The organism is Streptomyces peucetius (assembly GCF_025854275.1).
Classification (GTDB): Bacteria; Actinomycetota; Actinomycetes; order Streptomycetales; family Streptomycetaceae; genus Streptomyces; species Streptomyces peucetius_A.
In genome coordinates, this window is record NZ_CP107567.1 from 3394107 (window position 1) to 3412811 (window position 18705).

Consider the following 18705-nt stretch of genomic DNA (forward strand, 5'->3'; position numbering starts at 1 on the left):
CTACCCATTTACGGTCGAAGTGAACGACCGAACCATCCGGCTGGGATCTGCAGAGGTACGCGTAACGACCGAGGGCGGATCGACTCTCGCGGCCCCAGACCTGATCTACCACTACGTGACGGATCACAATTACCTTCCGCCCGATCCATTCATCGAAGCAGTACTTGAAATGCGAGTAGCTTAGAGTCTTCAGCGTTGCGTGGGTGCCCGCCGGCCGCTGCACCACCCGGCCGGGCTGCTCCGTCACCGGTCGGCGGAGTTGCTGCCGCCGCCGCTCCCGGCCGCGCCTCCCGCCGCCCCACGCCCGCACCCGGTCCAGACGTGCGACGCATGGGACCTCGCGTTCCGCTCAACAGGCCGGGGCTGTGCGGTGGCTGCACCGAGGCGTGCGCCGCCCCGGTCGCAGCCTGATGGCGTCCGGAGCAGGAGAGACCCGCTGCCGCTTCACGAGCGGAGGGACAAGGCGCCGCAGACCCTCCGGGACCGGGTGGCCGTCACAGGTACTGCGCGTACTCGTCCAGCGCGCGCAGGACCTCCGCCTCCTCCCCCGGTGGGAGTTGCAGGACGACCTCCGGCACGCCCAGTTCCGCGTAGTGGGCCAGTTTGCCCGCAGACGGGCGGACCGCGTACGGGACCACCTGGAGGGTCTTCGGGTCGCGGCCGGCCGCCTCCCAGGCGGCACGCAGTTGCGGCATCGTCTCCGTGAGGCCGCGGCCGCCGATCGGCATCCAGCCGTCCGCGTACTCCGTGATGTGGGCGAACAGCTTCGGGCCCGCCGCGCCGCCGACCAGGGTGCGCGGGGTGCCGCCCGTCGGCTTGGGGAAGGCGGCGGACGGGCGGACCGAGCAGAACTCGCCCTTGTAGGGGGTGGGTTCGGCCGCCCACAGGGCGCGCATCAGGCGCATCCGGTCCCGTACGAGCTCACGGCGGGCCGACCACTCGACGCCGTGGTCCGCGGCCTCCTCCTTGTTCCAGCCGAAGCCGACGCCCAGCGTGAAGCGGCCGCCGGAGACATGGTCCAGGGAGGCGATCTGCTTCGCCAGGGCGATCGGGTCGTGCTGGGCGACCAGGGTGATGCCCGTGCCGAGGGTGAGCGTCGAGGTCACCGCCGCCGCCTGGGCGAGGGCGACGAACGGGTCGAGGGTGCGGCCGTATTCGCGGGCGAGTTCGCCGCCCGCCGGGTGGCCCGTGGTGCGCTCCACCGGGATGTGGGTGTGCTCGGGGACGTACAGGCCGGCGAAGCCGCGCTGCTCCAGCTCGCGGGCCAGTCGCACCGGGCTGATCGTCTCGTCGGTGAGGAAGATCGTGGTCGAGATCCGCATGCGTCCAACGTATTCCGTCGGAGGCGGTCCGTCTCCGGTCATGACCGCGTCGTCGGTCGAACCCCTTCCCTTGGCCGTGTGTTCACGGCTGAATACCAGGGTTCCGACTGCGTCACTGCAGCCTTCTCGACACCCTGGGGAGCCCCGGCATGTGCAACGAGGAAGAACACGCGGGACACACGATGGCGCGGCGCGGGCTGCTCGTCACCGGCGCGGCCGCCGCCCTGACGCTCGGCACCGTGAGCTTCGCGAGCGCCGCGCCGCGCGACGGCGAGCGGCGGACCGAGGTCGTGCGCGGCACGCTGCCGCCCGGCTCGCCCGACTACGTCTATCTGCCCGTCGAAGTGCCGCGCGGGGTGCGGGAGATCCGCGTCTCCTACACGTACGAGAAACCGGCCGTCCCCGGCGGCACGCAGGGCAACGCCCTCGACATCGGCGTCTTCGACGAGCGGGGCACCGCGCTCGGCGGTGACGGGTTCCGGGGCTGGTCGGGCGGCGCCCGCAGCGAATTCTTCATCCGCGCGGACGACGCGACCCCCGGCTACCTCCCCGGTCCCGTCCGCCCCGGCACGTGGCACATCGCGCTGGGCCCGTACACAGTGGCGCCGCAGGGGCTGGCCTACGAGGTCACGGTCACGCTCACCTACGGGTCCGCTCCGGAGCCTGCGACGCAGGTTTACCCGCCGGAGCGCGCCAAGGGGCGCGGGCGTGCCTGGTACCGGGGCGACTGCCACATCCACTCCTGGTACTCGGACGGCAGGCGCACCCCGGCGGAGATCGCCGCCCTCGCCCGCGCCGCCGGTCTCGACTTCATCAACTCCGCCGAGCACAACACCCATGCGTCGCACGCCCACTGGGCGGACGAGGTCGGTGACGACCTGTTGGTCCTGCTCGGCGAGGAGGTCACGACACGCAACGGGCACGTGGTGGCGCTCGGCACCGACCCCGGCACGTTCGTCGACTGGCGCTACCGCGCCCGTGACAACCGCTTCGGGCACTACGCCCGCGTGATCCGCCGGGCGGGCGGTCTCGTGGTCCCCGCGCATCCGCACGCCACCTGCATCGGCTGCAACTGGAAGTTCGGCTTCGGCGAGGCCGACGCGGTGGAGGTCTGGAACGGGCCGTACACCCCCGACGACGAGGTGTCGCTCGCCGACTGGGACAGCGCGCTCGCGCTCGCCGTCCGCACCGGGAGGCGCTGGGTCCCCGCCATGGGCAGCAGCGACGCGCACCGCGACCCGGACCCGATCGGCACGCCGCAGACCGTGGTCCTCGCCGACGACCTGACCCGTGAGGCGGTTCTCGACGGCATTCGGGCCGGCCGGAGTTACGTCGCCGAGTCCAAGGACGTCTCCCTCGTGTTCTCCGCGACGGGCGGACGCGGCCGGCACGCCGGCATCGGTGAGCGGCTGCGCGTGGACGACGCCGACCCGGTGACGGTGCGTCTGGAGATCACGGGCGCTCCGGGCTGCACGGTCCGGTTCGTGACCGACCAGGGCGTGCTGCACACGGCCGCACTGCCCGCCTCGGGGACGGGCACGGTGGAGTGGCGTACGACCGCGCAGTACGCGGGCTATGTACGGGCCGAGGTGCGGCACGCACCCGTCGTGCCACCGCTGCCGGGTCCGCTCGCCGCGTTCACCAACCCGGTGTTCCTGGGGGGTTGACGAGGACGGTGACGCTGGGGGAACACCGGCCGGCCGACGCCGCCGCCGGGAAAAGCCGGTGCGGCCGGCGCCCGTCGATCCCTAGGCTCCGGCCATGGGATCCCTTGTGCGCCACATCACCATCGACTGCGCCGACGCCTACCGCCTGGCCACTTTCTGGGCCGCCGTGCTGGACGCCGAGGTCTCCGACGAGGACGCACCCGGTGACCCGGAGGCCCTGGTCGAGTCGAAGGGCGGGGCGCTGCTGTTCGTCACCGTCCCGGAGCCGAAGACGCTGAAGAACCGGGTCCACCTGGACATCGTGCCGACGGACCGCACCCGCGACGAGGAGGTGGACCGTCTGCTGGAGCTGGGAGCGACCCTGGTCGCCGACCACCGGGTCCCCGACGGCAGGGGCTGGGTGACGCTCGCGGACCTGGAGGGCAACGAGTTCTGCGTGGAACGGGGCGAGGCGGAACGCGCGTCCTGAGTCCCGGGACGCGCGTTCCGTCTCTTCACCGCCGGTGTGCGGCCCGCCGTGCGGGCTGCGCGAGGCGGCCCCTCAGCCGGCCAGTTCCAGCGCCGGTGTCTCCTTCGTCAGGACCTCGCCGCGGAAGAACGCCGGGCTGCGGCGCTGCATGAGGACCATGAGGACGACTCCGAGCAGGAGCAGGCCGACGCCGATGACGAAGACGGAGCCCATGCCGAGGACCGACGAGCCGGAGCCGTAGGCCGGGTCCCACATGTCGTAGAGGGTCTTGCCGAAGACGGCGGTGAGCATCAGGCCGCCGACGCCGGGCAGGACGCCCTTGACGAACAGGTTGGAGGTCGACCGGGTGAGCTCCTTGCGGAAGAACCAGACGCAGGCGAAGGCCGTGATCGAGTAGTAGAAGCAGATCATCAGGCCGAGGGCGTAGATGGTGTCGACGAGGACGTTCTCGCTGACGAGGCTCATCACCGTGTAGAAGACGCCGGTGGCGACGCCCGCGGCCACGGTCGCGAGGCCGGGGGTCTTGAAGCGCGGGTGGACCTTGGCGAAGGCCTTGGGCATGGCGTCGTAGGCGCTCATCGCTAGGGCGGTACGGGCGACGGGGATGAAGGTGGTCTGCAGGCTCGCCGCGGCGGATGCGAGGACCGCGACGAAGAGCAGGATGCCGAGGCCGGAGCCCATGATCGGGTCGGCCAGGACCGCGAACACGTTGTCGGAGGTGTCCGGGTTGCCGAGGCCGGTGCCCTCCTCGCCGATGCCGGCGTACATCTGCACGGCGATGGCGACCATCAGGTACGAGGCGACGATGACGACCATGGCGAGCATGGCGGAGCGGCCGGGGGTGCGGGAGCTGCCGACGCTCTCCTCGTTGATGGACAGGCAGGCGTCCCAGCCCCAGTAGATGAAGATCGAGAGGGAGAGCCCGGCGGTGAAGGCGGAGAAGGACTCGATGCCGAAGGGGTTCATCCAGGTCAGCGAGAAGTCCAGGGAGCCCGCCACCTCGTCGGACTTCATGACCGCCATGGCGGCGAAGATGACGATGACGGTGAGCTGGAGCCCGACCAGGGCGTACTGGACCCACTTGGTCGCGGTGATGCCCCGGTAGCTGATAGCCGTGGCGACGGCGATGAAGGCGAGGGTGGTGAGGATGTGGACGGCCTTGTTGCCGTCGAGGGCGGCGACGCTGCCGCTGCCCGTGATCTCCCCGGCGGTGAGCCAGAAGAACGATGTGGCCACGCCGGCGAGGTTGGAGAGGACCACGACGGTGGCGACCAGCAGGCCCCAGCCGCACATCCAGCCGATCCTGGGGCCGAAGGCTTTCACCGACCAGGTGAACGAGGTGCCGCAGTCCGGCACCGCCTTGTTGAGCTCGCGGTACGCGAACGCCACGAGCAGCATCGGCAGAAAGCCCGCAAGGAAGATCGCGGGCATCTGGAGCCCGACTTCCGAGACGGTCGGGCCCAGGGTGGAGGTCAGGCAGTAAACGGGGGCGACGGTCGAGACGCCGATGACGGCTCCGCCCATCAGGCCGACGGAGTTCCCGCCGAGGCCCTTGGTGCGGACACCCCCGTCGGGGGCGCTCCGTACCGTGTCTCCTGCCTGTGGCCGCGCATCGAGCTGAGTCATGAAGAGGACGTTAAGCGCTGCGGTTTCCACATCCGGAAGATCGAGATCCGGACGCGGGACGAGGGCTTCGGTTACGATTCGAAGGATGGATCGGACACATGATGAATGATTGAAAGATGAACGGGCGTCACCGGCAGTACATCACGAGGTCACTCGCCTCCCTGTCCGGAATGCGAAAACCGCAGCGACACCCGTTTTGACCGGTTTCAAATTTTCCCGCCTCTTTTTTCGGCCCCGACGGCACAAGGGCCGTGGCCCCTTCTCAGCCGGGCCAGACCAGCGCCTGGAGCTCGCTGTACGCATGCATGGCGTACGAGCCGACGTCCCGGCCCACGCCGCTGCGCCGGAAGCCGCCGAACGGCGCCTCCATGTTCCTGCCGACCGTGTTCACCCCGACGCCGCCCGACCGCAGCCGCCCGGCGATACGGAAGGCGCGGGCCACGTCGCCGGAGAAGACGTAGTCGATCAGGCCGTAGTCGCTGTCCCCGGCGAGCGCGACGCCCTCCTCCTCGTCGTCGAACGGAACGACGACCACCACCGGCCCGAAGATCTCCTCCCTTACGACCCGCATGTCCTTCGTGCAGTCGGCGAAGAGGGCCGGAGCCACGTAGAAGCCCCTGTCGTGCGCGGGGCGCCCGCCGCCGGTCACCGGACGCGCCCCCTCCTTGCGGCCCAGCTCGATGTACGCCTCCACCCGGTCGCGGTGCGCCGCCGAGATGACCGGGCCGACGACCGTCGCCGGGTCGGCCGGGTCGCCGATCCGCAGGGCGCGGGCGTAGGCGGCGAGGCCCTCGACCAGCCGGTCGTACACCCCGCGCTGAGCGATCACGCGCGTCGGGGCCGTACAGATCTGGCCGCTGTAGAACGAGAACGTCGTGCCGATCCCGCGCACCGCCGCGCCGAGGTCCGCGTCGTCGAGGACCAGCGCCGCGCCCTTGCCGCCGAGCTCCATCAGCTGGCGCTTCATCCCACGGCCGCAGACCTCGGCGATCCGCTGCCCCACCGCCGTCGAACCGGTGAAGCTGACCATGTCGACGTCCGGCGACTCCACGGCCGCCTCCCCGACGGCCGCCGCGGAGCCCGTGACCACATTGACCGTGCCGGGCGGGGCGCCGGCCTCCTGAAGGGCCTCGGCCATCCGGTACACGGACAGCGGGTCCTGCGGGGCCGGCTTCACGACGACCGTGTTCCCCGCCGCCAGCGCGGGTGCGACCTTGCCCGCCGGGTTGGCCCACGGATTGTTGTACGAGGTGATGCAGGTGACCACGCCCACCGGGCGGCGTACGGCGACCGCGCCGAGGACGCCCGCCCTGCCCATCGGGCCCGCGGCGCTGATCTGCGGCGGCAGGGCCTGCTCGACCGGCTCCAGCGCGCCCCTGGCGTAGCGGCGGAACCGCGCCGCGGCGACCGCGACCTGCATACCGCGCGCGGTCGCCGTCGTCGCGCCGCTCTCCGCGCGGGCCAGCTCCGTGTGCGCCTCCAGATCACGCTGCACGACGGACGCGGCCCGGTCCAGGATCGCGGCGCGCTCCTCGGGTCTCATACGGGACCAGGCGGTGAACGCCTCGCGGGCGGCGGCCACCGCGTCGTCGACCTGGGCACGGCTCGCCTCGGGGGCGAGACCCACGACCTCCTCGGTGGCCGGGTCGATCACCTCGTAGTGGCCCTCGTCCGGTTCGACCCACTCACCGCCGATGAACAGCCGCTCCCTCACCTGGTCGACACCGTCCTCGTGTCCCGGCCGGAGCGGAGCACCGTGCCCGGCACCGCCCCGGTGACCACGTCGTTCCGTATGGTCTCCACCCCGTTGACGCGGACCGACACGATGCCGACCGCCTTCGCGTCCAGCCGCGGGCTGTCGCCCGGCAGATCGTGCACCAGCGTCGCCGGGCCCGCGTCGATGCGCTCCGGATCGAAGAGGACGAGATCCGCGTAGTGGCCCTTGACGACCCGGCCCCGGTCGCGCAGGCCGAAAAGGCGCGCCGGGTCGTCGGTGAGCATCTTCACCGCCGCCTCGAGCCCGACCAGTCTCCGGCCGCGCAGACAGTCGCCGAGGAACCGCGTCGTGTACGGGGCGCCGCACATCCGGTCCAGATGCGCGCCGGCGTCCGACCCGCCGAGCAGCACGTCCTCGTGCTGCCAGGTCTCGGCACGCAGGGCCCACGAGTCGGGGTCGTTGTCGGTGGGCATGGGCCACAGGACCGTGCGCAGATCGTCGGCGGCGCAGATCTCGACCAGGCACTCGAACGGGTCCTGGCCGCGCTCCGCGGCGATCTCACCGACGACCCGGCCGGTCAGGCCCGCGTTCCGCGGGGTGTACGTGTCCCCGATGACGTAACGGCCGAAGTGCGCGAGGCGGCGGAAGACGCCGGCCTCCCTGGAGTCGGCCCGCCGCAGCATCTCGGCCCGCACGGCCGGATCACTCAGCTTTTCGATCCGCCGCGGCACGGGCAGCGACAGGATCTCGCCCCAGCCGGGGATCAGATTGAGAGCGCAGAACGTGCCCAGCGACATGTTCATCGGCGTCAGGATCGGCATGGTGAGCGCGACGATCCGCCCACCGGCCTTACGGGCCCGCTCGGACGGGACCAGCTGGCGGGGCACGCGCTCGGGTACGGCGGCGTCGACGGTGAGCACGTTCCAGTTGAGCGGCCGTCCCGCGGCGGCGCTCATCTCGACGAGCAGATCGATCTCGTCGTCCTCGAACCGGTCGAGACAGCCGGCGACGATCGCCTCCAGCTGCGTCCCCTCGTGCTCGCCGACGGCCCTCGACAGGGCGAGCAGCTCCTCCGGGAGGGCGTGCCGGGAGGCGACGGGCCGGCCGTCACCGTCGGAGTGGGTCGAGGACTGGGTCGTCGACAGTCCCCACGCGCCGGCGTCCATGGCGTCGTGCAGCAGCGCCACCATCTCCTGGAGCTGCGCGGGGCTCGGCCGCCCGCCGATCGCGTCCGGGCCCATCACATGCCGGCGCAGCGCGCAGTGCCCCACCATGAATCCCGCGTTGACGGCTGTGCGGCCGTCGAGGGCGTCCAGGTACTCGCCGAAGGTGTGCCAGTTCCACGGGGCGCCCTGTTCGAGCGCCACGAGGGACATGCCCTCCACCTTCGACATCATCCGGCGCGTGTAGTCGGCGTCACCGGGCCGGTTCGGGTTGAGGGGGGCGAGGGTGAAGCCGCAGTTGCCCCCGGCGACGGTCGTGACGCCGTGGTTCAGGGACGGGGTGGCGTACGGGTCCCAGAACAGCTGGGCGTCGTAGTGGGTGTGCGGATCGACGAACCCGGGGGCGAGGACGAGCCCGGTGGCGTCCTCGTCGGTCGCCGCCGCGGGAGCGTGTCCGGGCTCCGCGATGACGGCGATGCGGCCGTCGCCGCCGATGCCGACGTCCGCGGCGCGGGCGGGGGCGCCGGTGCCGTCGACGACGGTCGCGTTACGGATGAGGTGGGCGAGCATGGCGTCCCCTTCTGCGCGTGCTGGGTGGGGCGGGCGGTGCGGGCGCCGTCGGCGCGGGCGGGCCGGTACGGGCGGCGGTCCGGGAAGACGCCGTCCGCGTGGTGGGGGCGGGGGTGGGCCGCTGCGCGGGGCCTTGCCCCCTCCCCGCCCCTTCCCGAAACCGGGGGGCTCCGCCCCCCGGACCCCGGTGCCGCCCTGCGGGCGGTGTTCGGGCTCCGCCCTGAGACCCGGTCCACCCTGCGGGCGGCGTACCGCGCTTCGCGCGGTGGCCTCAATCTCCCCCTACGGCCTGGCGGCCGTGGGAGGTACCCCAGCCGGGCTGGATATGCCGCTGCGCGGCACCAGCCCGCCGGGCGGGGCACATCCAGCCCCGCCGCCGATTGAGGCGCGGGGCTCGGGGCGGAGCCCCGACAAGACCGGCAAGTTCCAGCCCCTCCGGCGTTTGAGGCGCGGGGGCCCGGGGGCGGAGCCACGGGGAACGGGTCCGGGCGGAGCCCGGTTTCGGGAAGGGGCAGGCAGGGGAAAGGTCACGCTCCCGCAGACTCGCGGAACCTCGTCGTCCGGTGGACCGGGTCCGTGTCGATCTGCGGGATCACGTGCTCGCCGATCAGCCGGATCGTCGTCATCGTGTCCTCGTACGACACCCCGATCGGCAGGCCGAACGACAACTGGTCCGCTCCCGCCTGCTCCCACCGTTTGCACTGCTGCAACACCTCCCCCGGGTCGCCGCAGATCATCAGTTCCTCGGATATCAGCAGCTCGATGATCTCCGCCGTGTACTCCGGCAGCAGCTCCGGCCATTCCGGGACGCCCTCCGGACGCGGGAAGGTGTCGTGGTAGCGGAACAGCAGCGACTGGAGGTAGTTGAGGCCGCCGGAGACCGCGATCCCGACGGCCTTGTCGTGTGTCTCCGCGCAGATCGCCGTCGACGTCACCATCACGTTGTCGTTGACGAACGCGCCGACCGCCTTCGCGTCCTTGACAGCCGTCTTGTACGACTCGAGGACCCACTCCATGTCGGAGACCTTCTGGACGCTGAAGCCCAGCACCCCGAGGCCCTTCTTGCCGGCCATGGCGTACGAAGACGGCGACCCGGCGGCGTACCACATCGGCGGGTGGGCGGGCCCGTACGGTTTCGGGAGGACCTTCCGCGGCGGCAGCGACCAGTGCTTGCCCCGGAACCCGGCGTACTCGTCCTGGAGCCACATCTTGGGGAACTCGGCGATCGTCTCTTCCCAGATCTCCTTGGTGTGGTTCATGTCGGTGATGCCCGGCATGAATCCGAGGATCTCGTGCGACCCGGCGCCCCGCCCCGAGCCGAACTCGAAGCGGCCCTCCGACAGATGGTCGAGCATCGCGACCTTCTCGGCGACCTTGACCGGGTGGTTGACGGGCGCGAGGGGGTTGAAGATCCCTGATCCCAGGTGGATCCGATCCGTGGCATGCGCGAGGTAGCCGAGGAAGACGTCGTTGGCCGACAGATGGGAGTACTCCTCCAGGAAGTGGTGCTCGGAGGCCCAGGCGTACTTGAACCCGGACCTGTCCGCCTGGATGACGTACTCGGTCTCCTCCATCAGCGCCTTGTGCTCGGCGAGCGGGTCGGTCTCGGCGCGCTTGCCGAGGTAGCCCTGAACAAAGAGCCCGAATTCCACAGGGATTCACCGCCTTGTCGGTTCCGTCTGTTCCACTCACCGCAATAGATGACGATCCGTCAGTTTCGGATGCGGTCGACTGTTCCACCGGGCATCCGCACAGTCAATAGCTGACGAGCCGTCAGAAAATGCTGACGCCCGCCAGCCAGCCGCCGTCGATCACGAACGGCTGGCCGGTGATGTACGAGGAGTCCTCGCCGGTCAGGAAGAGCGCGAGCTTCGCGACCTCCTCCGCCCGCCCGACCCTGCCGAGCGGCACCAGCGTGCGGTACAGGCCCTCGATCGCGTCCGGGTCCGTGCCCTCCGGGTTGCTCATCGGCGTGTCCACGGCCCCGGGGCACACGGCGTTGACCCGGATCCGCTTCGCCGCGAGCTCCAGCGCCGCGACTCTCGTCAGGCCGAGGATCGCGTGCTTGGACGCGGCGTAGGCACCGACGCCCGCCATGCCGGTGAGTGCCGTGTACGACGCGGTGTTGACGATCGTGCCACCGCCCGCGGCCTCGATCTCGGGGGCGACGCTGCGGATGCCGAGGAAGGTGCCGATCTGGTTGACCTGCGTGATCAGCTGGAACTCCTCCAGCGGCGTGGAGACCAGTTCGTTGAAGCGCAGGATGCCCGCGTTGTTGACGAGACCGTCGATCTTGCCGAAGGCGTCCTTCGCGGCGGCGACGGCAGCGGCCCAGTCGGCCTCCCGCCCCACGTCGAGGTGGACGTAGCGCCCGCCGACCTCCTTCGCGAGCGGTTCGCCCAGCTCGTCGAGCACGTCCGCGAGGACGACCTTCGCGCCTTCCGCCGCGAACAGCCTGGCCTCCTGCTCCCCCTGCCCGCGCGCCGCGCCCGTGACGAGGACGACGCGTCCGTCCAGCTTGCCCATGCCTGCTCTCCCTGGTCAGTCGAGGTGCGGGGCCACGCCGGCGGCGAACGCCGCCATCTGGTCGGTGAGTTCGGTGACGCTCCGGCTGCGGAAGCGGACCTGGATCTGGTGCACGCCCATCACCGCGTAGGCGCGCAGCGACTCGGCGAGCGCCGCCGGCTCGCCGGTGAGCGTCCGGCGGCCGACGGACCACGCCGGTTCGCCGACGTACAGGGGCTCGGTGATGGCGCCGATCGTGAGGGGCGCCTCGATCCCGGCCGCCTCCCGCAGGGCGCGCACCTTCGCGATCTGCGCGGGGAGCCTGTCGCGGGGGTCACCCTGCGGCAGCCAGCCGTCCCCCTTGAGCGCCGCCCGGCGCACGGCGGCGGGCGAGGACCCGCCGACCCAGACCGGGACGCGGGGCTGGACGGGACGCGGCCGCTGCCCCAGGTCCTTGAAGGCGAACCGCTCCCCGCTGAACTCCGGGTACTCCTCCGGTCCCAGCGCTGCCCGCAGCGCGTCGATGCTCTCGTCGAGTACGGCCCCACGCGCGTCGAAGTCGGCCCCCAGGGCCTCGAACTCCTCGCGCACGTGCCCGGCACCGACCCCCAGGACCAGCCGCCCGCCGGAGAGGTGGTCGAGGGTCGCGTACTGCTTGGCAATCAGCAGGGGGTGGCGCAGCCCGACGACCGCGACATGGCTCAGCAGCCGCACCCGTTCGGTCACGCCGGCGAGGAAGGCCAGTGTGGCCACCGGGTCGTACCAGACGGTGGACATGGCGTCCGCGAGACGCCGCGGAATGGCGACGTGGTCGCAGACGGCGACGTACGAGAAACCGGTCCGGTCCGCGGTCCCGGCTATCCCGGCGAGGTCCTCCGGACCGGCCTCGACCTCCCAGGGTTCCGCGTAGAGGGTGCTCTGCGACTGGACCGGAAGCTGCATCCCGTAGGCGACCATGGGGGACCTCTCGCATCTGACGGCCATATCTGACGGTGCGTCACGTCGGGGTCATCGTCGACGCTTCCGCCGCATCAGGCAAGAGGCCCGGCCCCGACCTCACCCCATCAGCGCGTACACCGTCGACGCCCGGGCCGCCGGTTCCGGCGCCCCCTCGGCGGTCATCGTGATCTCGGCGAACGCCATGCGCTTGCCGAGCTTGGTGATCCGCGCGTCCACCAGCACGTCGGCGCCGACGACCGCACGCTGGAAGGTGGTGGACTGCTGGACGGTCGTCATGGGCACGAAGGAGCCGCGCGCCGACGCGACGGCGATCACGGTCGCGGTGTCGGCGGCGGCCATCAGCGCCTGTCCGCTCAGCCCCCCACCCTCGCGGGCCAGCCGGTCGGACCAGGGCAGCCGCAGCACGGCATGCAGGTCGCCCGCCTCCTGGACGGACAGCCCGAGTTCCAGCACCCAGGGGGCGAAGTTGTCGGCGAGGATCTTGTCTGCTTCAACGAGGGAGAGCGTCATGCCCCGATGGTGCCGGGCCGCAGTGCGCCGCGGTAGCGGCCCGGCTCACACGGAGGCGCCTCCCTGGGGGATTCCGCCACTCGTGTCGAGACGGACCACTCCGCTGAGTATCGACCGGCCCGCAACGCGAGGGAGGCGCATCATGACGGTGATGCGGGAACGCCCGACGACAGACGGCACCGACCCCCGCCGCTTCGAGGAGCTGTGCGAAGCCCTCGACGAGCTGAACGTGCCCGCCGGATTCAGCGCCGAGATCATCAGAGGGAACATCGTCGTGTCACCACGATCGAAGGCGTATTACCTCGACGTCATGGACCTGCTCTGCGACCAGCCGCGTCCCCGCCTTCCGGAGGGTCACCGGATCAGCTCCGCTCACGCGCTGTATCTGTTCCCCGGCGTGGAGCGGGCATACGGGCCCGACATCCACGCGGCTCATCGCCGGACCCGCCGGACGACGAGCCGCCACCTGGACGGGGAAGGGCTTTCCTTCGTTGCCGAGTTGACCTCTCCCTCGACGCGCGACGACGACCTCACCGACAAGGCCGAGCGCTACGGCAAGGCCGGTGTTCCTGTCTACCTTCTGCTCGACATGCAGGAGGACAGCGCCACCGTCTTCTGGTCGCCGACCGAGAAGGGCTACGCCTCTCACCTCACCGTGCCCTTCGGCGAGAAAATCCACATTCCCGCTCCGTTCGACTGCCACGTCGACACGACCGGATTCCAGGCGCCCACCGCGAGCTGACGCAGGTCTGCACCGGACCCTCAACGCGGTCGGCTACGGCCCCGGCCACAGGCCGTCGTCCGTGAGGCCCAGCAGGTCGATCGCGTTGCCGCGGACGATCCGTTCGACCACGTCCTGCGGCAGGTGCCCCATCTGGGACTCGCCGACCTCCCTCGACTTCGGCCAGGTCGAGTCCGAGTGCGGGTAGTCCGTCTCGTACAGGACGTTGCCGACGCCGATCGCGTCAAGGTTCCGCAGGCCGAACGGGTCGTCGAAGAAGCAGCCGTAGACGTGCTCCGCGAAGAGCTCGGACGGCGGCCGGGTGACCTTGTCCGCGACGCCGCCCCAGGCCCGGTTCTCCTCCCAGACGACGTCCGCGCGTTCGAGGATGTACGGGATCCAGCCGATCTGGCCCTCCGCGTACATGACCCGCAGGCCGGGGAAGCGTTCGAACTTGCCGCTCATCAGCCAGTCGACCATCGAGAAGCAACAGTTGGCGAAGGTGATCGTCGAGCCCACGGCCGGCGGGGCGTCCGCCGAGGTGGAGGGCATCCGGCTGGAGGAGCCGATGTGCATGGCGACGACCGTGCCGGTCTCGGCGCACGCAGCGAGGAACGGGTCCCAGTCGTCGGCGTGGATCGAGGGGAGCCCCAGGTGCGGGGGTATCTCGGAGAAGGCGACGGCGCGGACGCCGCGCGCCGCGTTGCGGCGGACCTCGGCGGCGGCCAGCTCCGCGTCCCACAGCGGGACGAGGGTCAGCGGGACGAGCCGGCCCTGCGCCTCGGGGCCGCACCACTCCTCGACCATCCAGTCGTTGTACGCGCGCACGCCGAGCAGCCCGAGCTCGCGGTCGGCGGCCTCGGTGAAGGTCTGGCCGCAGAAGCGCGGGAACGTCGGGAAGCAGAGCGCGGACGTGACGTGGTTGAGGTCCATGTCGGCGAGGCGGTCGGGGACGCTGTACGAGCCGGGGCGCATCTGCTCATAGGTGATGATCTCCAGTCTGATCTCGTCGCGGTCGTGGCCGACGGCGGTGTCGAGCCGGGTGAGCGGCCGGTGCAGGTCCTCGTACACCCACCAGTCGCCGACCGGCCCTTCGTCGCCGGGTGCTCCCATCACGGGGGCGAACCTGCCGCCCAGGAAGGTCATTTCCTTCAGGGGCGCGCGGACGATGCGGGGCCCGGTGTCGGCGTATTTCGACGGGAGCCGGTCCCGCCAGACGCCGGGCGGTTCCACCGTGTGGTCGTCCACCGAAATGATCTTGGGGAAGGTCTCCATGGTTTCAAGGTAGCGCTGATCTGACGGTTCGTCAGCTACGGGAAGGCCGTCGGCGCCGGGGGCTCGGCCCACTATGAACCTTGCGTATACACGGTGTGTATAGTCAGCGCTCGCGTACGGACGACCGCCGGCACCACGCCGCGTTCCGTGCGCCCGGCACACGACCACGCCACCGCGCCACCGCGCCATGACAAACGGGGAGACTCACCATGCCTTCAAGGACGTACGGAAGCCGGGTCCGGGTTGTCCCGGCCCTCGCCGCTGCGGCCGTGCTCACACTCGCGCTCGCCGGCTGCTCCGTCGACAGCACGTCCCCCGCGGACGCCCGTGCCGCCGCCGCCTCCGACTCCGACGGCAAGCCGCTCGCGAGCGGCAAGGGCGGCGGTGCGGGCCCGACGCAGGCCGTCGACTGCGAGAAGGCCAAGTGCATCGCGCTGACCTTCGACGCCGGGCCCGGCAAGGACACCCCGGAACTGCTCGACATCCTCAAGAAGGAGAAGGTGCACGCCACCTTCTTCCTGCTCGGCAAGAACCATGTGCTCAAGTACCCCGACGTGGTGCGCCGTCTCGCCGCCGAGGGCCACGAGGTGGCCAACCACACCTGGACCCACGAGCGCCTCGACAAGCTCGACAAGGGCGGGATACGCGAGGAACTCGGCCGCACCCAGGACGCCATAGCGGAGATAACCGGCGAGAAGCCGCGGCTGATGCGCCCGCCCCAGGGCCGTACCGACGACGAGGTGAAGGCGGTCAGCAAGGAGCTCGGTCTCTCCCAGGTCCTGTGGAGCGCCACCGCCAAGGACTACTCGACCACCGACAGCGCGCTCATCGAGAAGCGCATCCTCGACCAGGCCGGACGTGACGGCATCATCCTGCTGCACGACATCTACGACGGAACCGTCCCCGCCGTGCCGGGGATCATCTCCGAACTGAAGAACCGCGGTTACACCTTCGTCACGGTCCCCGAGCTTCTCTCCCCGGCCGCACCCGAGCCCGGAACCGTCTATCGCCCCTGATCACAGCGGGCCCGGCGGTCGAACGGCCGGGTGGCAGAGGGAGCCGCCCCGCTGCTGACGCGGCCACCCCCAACAAGGCAGACTGTCGAGGGCGATTCCGGCAGTACCGGCAGGGGGCAGCTATGGACCGTGACAGCGGGCCACGCGTACCGACTCAGCGCGCTCCGCTCGCGAGCGAAGAGGCCGAGCTCCACTTCAGCGTGCTCGGTCCGGTACGGGTGCGGCGGGGCGGAGAGACCCTGCCGCCCGGCTCGCCGCAGCAGCGTGCCCTGCTGGTCGCGCTGCTGCTCCGCGACGGCCGCACCGCCACGGCCAGTGAACTGATCGACGCGATCTGGGGCGAGGAGCCGCCGTCGCAGGCCCTCGCCGCCGTCCGTACGTACGCCTCCCGGCTGCGCAAGGCGCTCTCCTCGGACACGCTGGTCAGCGAGTCGGGCGGGTACGCGCTGCGCATTGGGCGGGAGGCCCTCGACCTCGCGGTCGCCCAGGAGCTGGCCGCGGAGGCGTACAAGGCGAACGCCGCGGGCGACCGCGCCCAGGCGCGTGCCCTGCTGAACAAGGTGCTGAACCTGTGGGACGGCGAACCGCTCGCCAACGTGCCCGGCCCTTACGCGGAGAACCAGCGCACCCGGCTCGTGGAGTGGGGCCTGCAACTGCTGGAGACCCGGCTCGACATCGACCTCGAGGTGGGCCGCCACGCGGAGGCCGTCTCCGAACTGACGGCGCTCACCGCGACGCACCCGCTGCGGGAGCGGCTGCGTGAGCTGCTGATGCTCGCGCTGTACCGCAGCGGCCGGCAGGCGGAGGCGCTCGCCGTCTATGCCGACACCCGCCGGCTGCTCGCCGAGGAACTGGGTGTCGACCCGCGGCCCGAGCTGTCCAGCCTCCAGCAGCGCATCCTTCAGGCCGACGCGGACCTGGCCCGCCCCAGCGAGGATCCCGGCCCCGCGCCGCAGACGACCCGGCCCGCCCAGCTGCCCGCGACCGTCCCCGACTTCACCGGGCGGCTGCCGTTCGTGGCGGAGCTGGGCGGCCGGCTCGCCACGGCGGAGGGTTCCGTGATGGCGGTGTCCGCGCTCGCCGGCATCGGCGGCGTCGGCAAGACGACGCTGGCCGTGCATGTGGCGCACCAGGCCCGCAAGCACTTCCGCGACGGCCAGCTGTACGTGGACCTCCAGGGCACCGGCAACCGGGCGGCGGAACCGGAGACCGTTCTCGGCGCGTTCCTGCGCGCGCTCGGCACGCCCGACTCCGCGATCCCGGACACGCTGGACGAGCGGGCGGCTCTGTACCGATCGGCGCTGGACGGGCGGCGGATCCTGGTCCTGCTCGACAACGCCCGCGACGCGGCCCAGGTCCGGCCCCTGCTGCCGGGCACCGCGGGGTGCGCCGCACTGATCACCAGCCGGGTGCGGATGGTCGACCTGGCGGGCGCGCACCTGGTGGACCTGGACGTGATGTCCCCCGAGGAGGCGCTGCAGCTCTTCACCCGGATCGTCGGCGCCGAACGGGTCGGCGCCGAGCGGAAGGCGGCGCTGGACGTGGTCGCGGCGTGCGGTTTCCTGCCGCTGGCGATCCGTATCGCCGCCTCGCGGCTGGCGGCCCGCCGCACCTGGACCGTGTCGGTCCTCGCGGCCAAGCTCGCGGACGAACGGCGCAGGCTGGACGAGCTCCAGGCGGGCGACCTGGCGGTGAAGGCCACGTTCGAGCTCGGCTACGGGCAGCTGGAGCCGGCCCAGGCCCGCGCGTTCCGTCTGCTGGGTCTGGCCGACGGCCCCGACATCTCGCTCGCCGCGGCCGCGGCCGTGCTGAACCTGTCTCTGCACGCGACGGAGGACCTGCTGGAGGCCCTGGTCGACACGTCCCTGCTGGAGTCGGCGGCCCCGGGGAGGTACCGCTACCACGACCTGGTGCGGCTGTTCGCGCGCGCCTGCGCAGGGGTCACCCATGGCGAGGGCAAGGGGCCGGACGAGCAGCCGCCCGCGGGGGCCGAGGGCCCCGAGGAGAGGGAGGCGGCGCTCTCGCGGCTGCTGGACTTCTATCTCGCGACGGCGGCGCGGGTCTTCGCCATGGAACGACCGGGTGACCGACTCGTCGAACACCTGGAGCCGACGGGCGACGCGGGGCTGACGTTCTCGCGCCTCGAGGACGCGCAGGACTGGCTGTACGCGGAGGCGCACTGTCTGCTGGCCTGTGCCCGGCAGGCGCAGCCGGGCCCGCAGCTGCGCAGGGCGGTCGACCTGCTCTGGGCGGCGCAGAACCTGGCCGAGTCCGGTGCGAACTCGAAGGTCTACGAATCGGTGGCGCGCGCGGCGGTCGAGGCGTCGCGCACCGCCGGTGACCCGCGGACCGAGGCCCGGGCACGAACGTCCATGACCAACGTCCATCTGGTGGCGGGCCGTTACGACGAGGCCGACGAACAGGCCGCGCAGGCCGCGGCCCTGGCCCGCGCGGTGGACGACCCGGCGCCGGTCTACTGGTCCGACAACGACCGGGGGATCATCGCGTTCAACCAGGGACGCAACGCCGAGGCCGAGGAGCATCTGCGCCGCGCGATGGAGGGCTCGCGGGCGGACGGCAATCTGCCGGGCGAGGCCAGCGCCCTGTGCAACCTGTCGCGCATCCACGTCGTCACCGACCGCCCGGACCAGGCGATCGCACTGGCCAGGGAGGGCGTGGCGCTGTACGACCGGATCGGCCACGCGCTGCGGCTCGCCAATGCCCGGTACGCCCTGGGCATCGCGCTGACGGGAGCCGACCGGCCGACGGAGGCCCTGACGGAGCTGCACACCGCGCTCGACCTGTTCGAGGCGAACCGGCAGCGTCTGTGGGAGGGCACCACGCACTTCCGGATCGCGCAGGCACATCTCGCCGCCCGGCGCGCCGCTCAGGCCGCGCAGCATGCCGAACAGGCGCTGGCGATCGGCTGCATCGGCGGCGACCGTACCCGTGGGAACACGCTGATCACCCTCGGCAGGGCGCTGGAGAACCTCGGGCAGGCGGACCGGGCACGGGCCTGCTGGCGCGAGGCGCTTCTGCTGCACGAACAGTCGGGCGCGGTGGAGGCCGAGGAGGCCCGGCGACTGCTCAGCACTCCGCTGAGGGCTGCCTGAGCCGTCGGAGGGCTGCCCGGGCGGTCCAAGGGCTGCCCGAGCCGTCCGAGCCGCCGGGAAAAGCGCGGGCC

At 71.5% G+C, this 18705-nt stretch carries 13 protein-coding genes and 1 pseudogene; 5 read left to right on the forward strand and 9 right to left on the reverse strand.

Features of this window, described 5'->3' with window-relative positions; all coding sequences use genetic code 11:
* Positions 1-494 precede the first annotated feature (494 nt).
* Positions 495-1322, reverse strand: a complete 828-nt coding sequence (locus OGH68_RS15450; RefSeq protein ID WP_264244506.1) for an LLM class F420-dependent oxidoreductase — start codon at positions 1320-1322, stop codon at positions 495-497.
* 149 nt (positions 1323-1471) lie between these two features.
* Here OGH68_RS15450 and OGH68_RS15455 point away from each other — a divergent pair, with 149 nt between their 5' ends.
* Together OGH68_RS15455 and OGH68_RS15460 are read left to right on the forward strand one after the other, a co-directional pair.
* Complete coding sequence (locus tag OGH68_RS15455; protein WP_264244508.1) at positions 1472-2989, forward strand: CehA/McbA family metallohydrolase; 1518 nt, start codon at positions 1472-1474, stop codon at positions 2987-2989.
* Between the two features lie 94 nt (positions 2990-3083).
* Positions 3084-3455: pseudogene (locus OGH68_RS15460) on the forward strand (VOC family protein); the annotation flags it as partial.
* Between the two features lie 75 nt (positions 3456-3530).
* Here OGH68_RS15460 and OGH68_RS15465 read toward each other — a convergent pair.
* The 7 genes from OGH68_RS15465 to OGH68_RS15495 form a co-directional block, all read right to left on the reverse strand.
* Positions 3531-5084 (reverse strand): APC family permease, encoded by a 1554-nt coding sequence (locus OGH68_RS15465; protein WP_264244512.1) that lies wholly within the window; start codon positions 5082-5084, stop codon positions 3531-3533.
* 262 nt (positions 5085-5346) lie between these two features.
* Entirely contained in the window at positions 5347-6798 is a 1452-nt protein-coding gene (locus tag OGH68_RS15470) for an aldehyde dehydrogenase family protein (protein WP_264244514.1), read from the reverse strand.
* Positions 6795-8534, reverse strand: a complete 1740-nt coding sequence (locus OGH68_RS15475; RefSeq protein ID WP_264244516.1) for an N-acyl-D-amino-acid deacylase family protein — start codon at positions 8532-8534, stop codon at positions 6795-6797. The genes OGH68_RS15470 and OGH68_RS15475 overlap by 4 nt, the downstream gene beginning before the upstream one ends.
* Before the next feature lie 527 nt (positions 8535-9061).
* The gene (locus tag OGH68_RS15480; RefSeq protein WP_264244518.1) at positions 9062-10186 is read right to left on the reverse strand and encodes an LLM class flavin-dependent oxidoreductase; all 1125 of its coding nucleotides are present in this window, start codon (positions 10184-10186) and stop codon (positions 9062-9064) included.
* Between the two features lie 121 nt (positions 10187-10307).
* Positions 10308-11060 carry an SDR family NAD(P)-dependent oxidoreductase gene (locus tag OGH68_RS15485; protein WP_264244520.1) on the reverse strand — a complete coding sequence of 251 codons (753 nt, stop codon included), beginning with the start codon at positions 11058-11060 and terminating at the stop codon, positions 10308-10310.
* A gap of 15 nt (positions 11061-11075) precedes the next feature.
* Positions 11076-11996 (reverse strand): LLM class F420-dependent oxidoreductase, encoded by a 921-nt coding sequence (locus OGH68_RS15490; RefSeq protein WP_264244522.1) that lies wholly within the window; start codon positions 11994-11996, stop codon positions 11076-11078.
* A 99-nt stretch (positions 11997-12095) separates the two neighbouring features.
* Positions 12096-12509, reverse strand: a complete 414-nt coding sequence (locus OGH68_RS15495; protein ID WP_264244524.1) for a PaaI family thioesterase — start codon at positions 12507-12509, stop codon at positions 12096-12098.
* A 142-nt stretch (positions 12510-12651) separates the two neighbouring features.
* Here OGH68_RS15495 and OGH68_RS15500 point away from each other — a divergent pair, with 142 nt between their 5' ends.
* Complete coding sequence (locus tag OGH68_RS15500; RefSeq protein WP_264244526.1) at positions 12652-13251, forward strand: Uma2 family endonuclease; 600 nt, start codon at positions 12652-12654, stop codon at positions 13249-13251.
* A 33-nt stretch (positions 13252-13284) separates the two neighbouring features.
* On the opposite strand, the gene OGH68_RS15505 is transcribed toward OGH68_RS15500, so the two are convergent.
* On the reverse strand, positions 13285-14505 hold the full coding sequence (locus OGH68_RS15505; RefSeq protein WP_264244528.1) for an amidohydrolase family protein: 1221 nt from the start codon (positions 14503-14505) through the stop codon (positions 13285-13287).
* A 209-nt stretch (positions 14506-14714) separates the two neighbouring features.
* Here OGH68_RS15505 and OGH68_RS15510 point away from each other — a divergent pair, with 209 nt between their 5' ends.
* Together OGH68_RS15510 and OGH68_RS15515 are read left to right on the forward strand one after the other, a co-directional pair.
* A complete protein-coding gene (locus OGH68_RS15510) occupies positions 14715-15521 on the forward strand; it encodes a polysaccharide deacetylase family protein (protein WP_264244530.1) in 807 nt (268 codons plus the stop codon).
* Between the two features lie 122 nt (positions 15522-15643).
* On the forward strand, positions 15644-18634 hold the full coding sequence (locus tag OGH68_RS15515) for an AfsR/SARP family transcriptional regulator (protein WP_264244532.1): 2991 nt from the start codon (positions 15644-15646) through the stop codon (positions 18632-18634).
* Positions 18635-18705: the final 71 nt, after the last annotated feature.

Excerpts from the sequence above, each read along its gene's own strand:
- OGH68_RS15485 (WP_264244520.1), bottom strand. The coding sequence starts at position 11,060 with ATGGGCAAGCTGGACGGACGCGTCGTCCTCGTCACGGGCGCGGCGCGC.
- OGH68_RS15490 (WP_264244522.1), bottom strand. The coding sequence starts at position 11,996 with ATGGTCGCCTACGGGATGCAGCTTCCGGTCCAGTCGCAGAGCACCCTC.
- OGH68_RS15450 (WP_264244506.1), bottom strand. The coding sequence starts at position 1,322 with ATGCGGATCTCGACCACGATCTTCCTCACCGACGAGACGATCAGCCCG.
- OGH68_RS15465 (WP_264244512.1), bottom strand. The coding sequence starts at position 5,084 with ATGACTCAGCTCGATGCGCGGCCACAGGCAGGAGACACGGTACGGAGC.
- OGH68_RS15500 (WP_264244526.1), top strand. The coding sequence starts at position 12,652 with ATGACGGTGATGCGGGAACGCCCGACGACAGACGGCACCGACCCCCGC.
- OGH68_RS15495 (WP_264244524.1), bottom strand. The coding sequence starts at position 12,509 with ATGACGCTCTCCCTCGTTGAAGCAGACAAGATCCTCGCCGACAACTTC.
- OGH68_RS15515 (WP_264244532.1), top strand. The coding sequence starts at position 15,644 with ATGGACCGTGACAGCGGGCCACGCGTACCGACTCAGCGCGCTCCGCTC.
- OGH68_RS15505 (WP_264244528.1), bottom strand. The coding sequence starts at position 14,505 with ATGGAGACCTTCCCCAAGATCATTTCGGTGGACGACCACACGGTGGAA.
- OGH68_RS15455 (WP_264244508.1), top strand. The coding sequence starts at position 1,472 with ATGTGCAACGAGGAAGAACACGCGGGACACACGATGGCGCGGCGCGGG.
- OGH68_RS15510 (WP_264244530.1), top strand. The coding sequence starts at position 14,715 with ATGCCTTCAAGGACGTACGGAAGCCGGGTCCGGGTTGTCCCGGCCCTC.
- OGH68_RS15475 (WP_264244516.1), bottom strand. The coding sequence starts at position 8,534 with ATGCTCGCCCACCTCATCCGTAACGCGACCGTCGTCGACGGCACCGGC.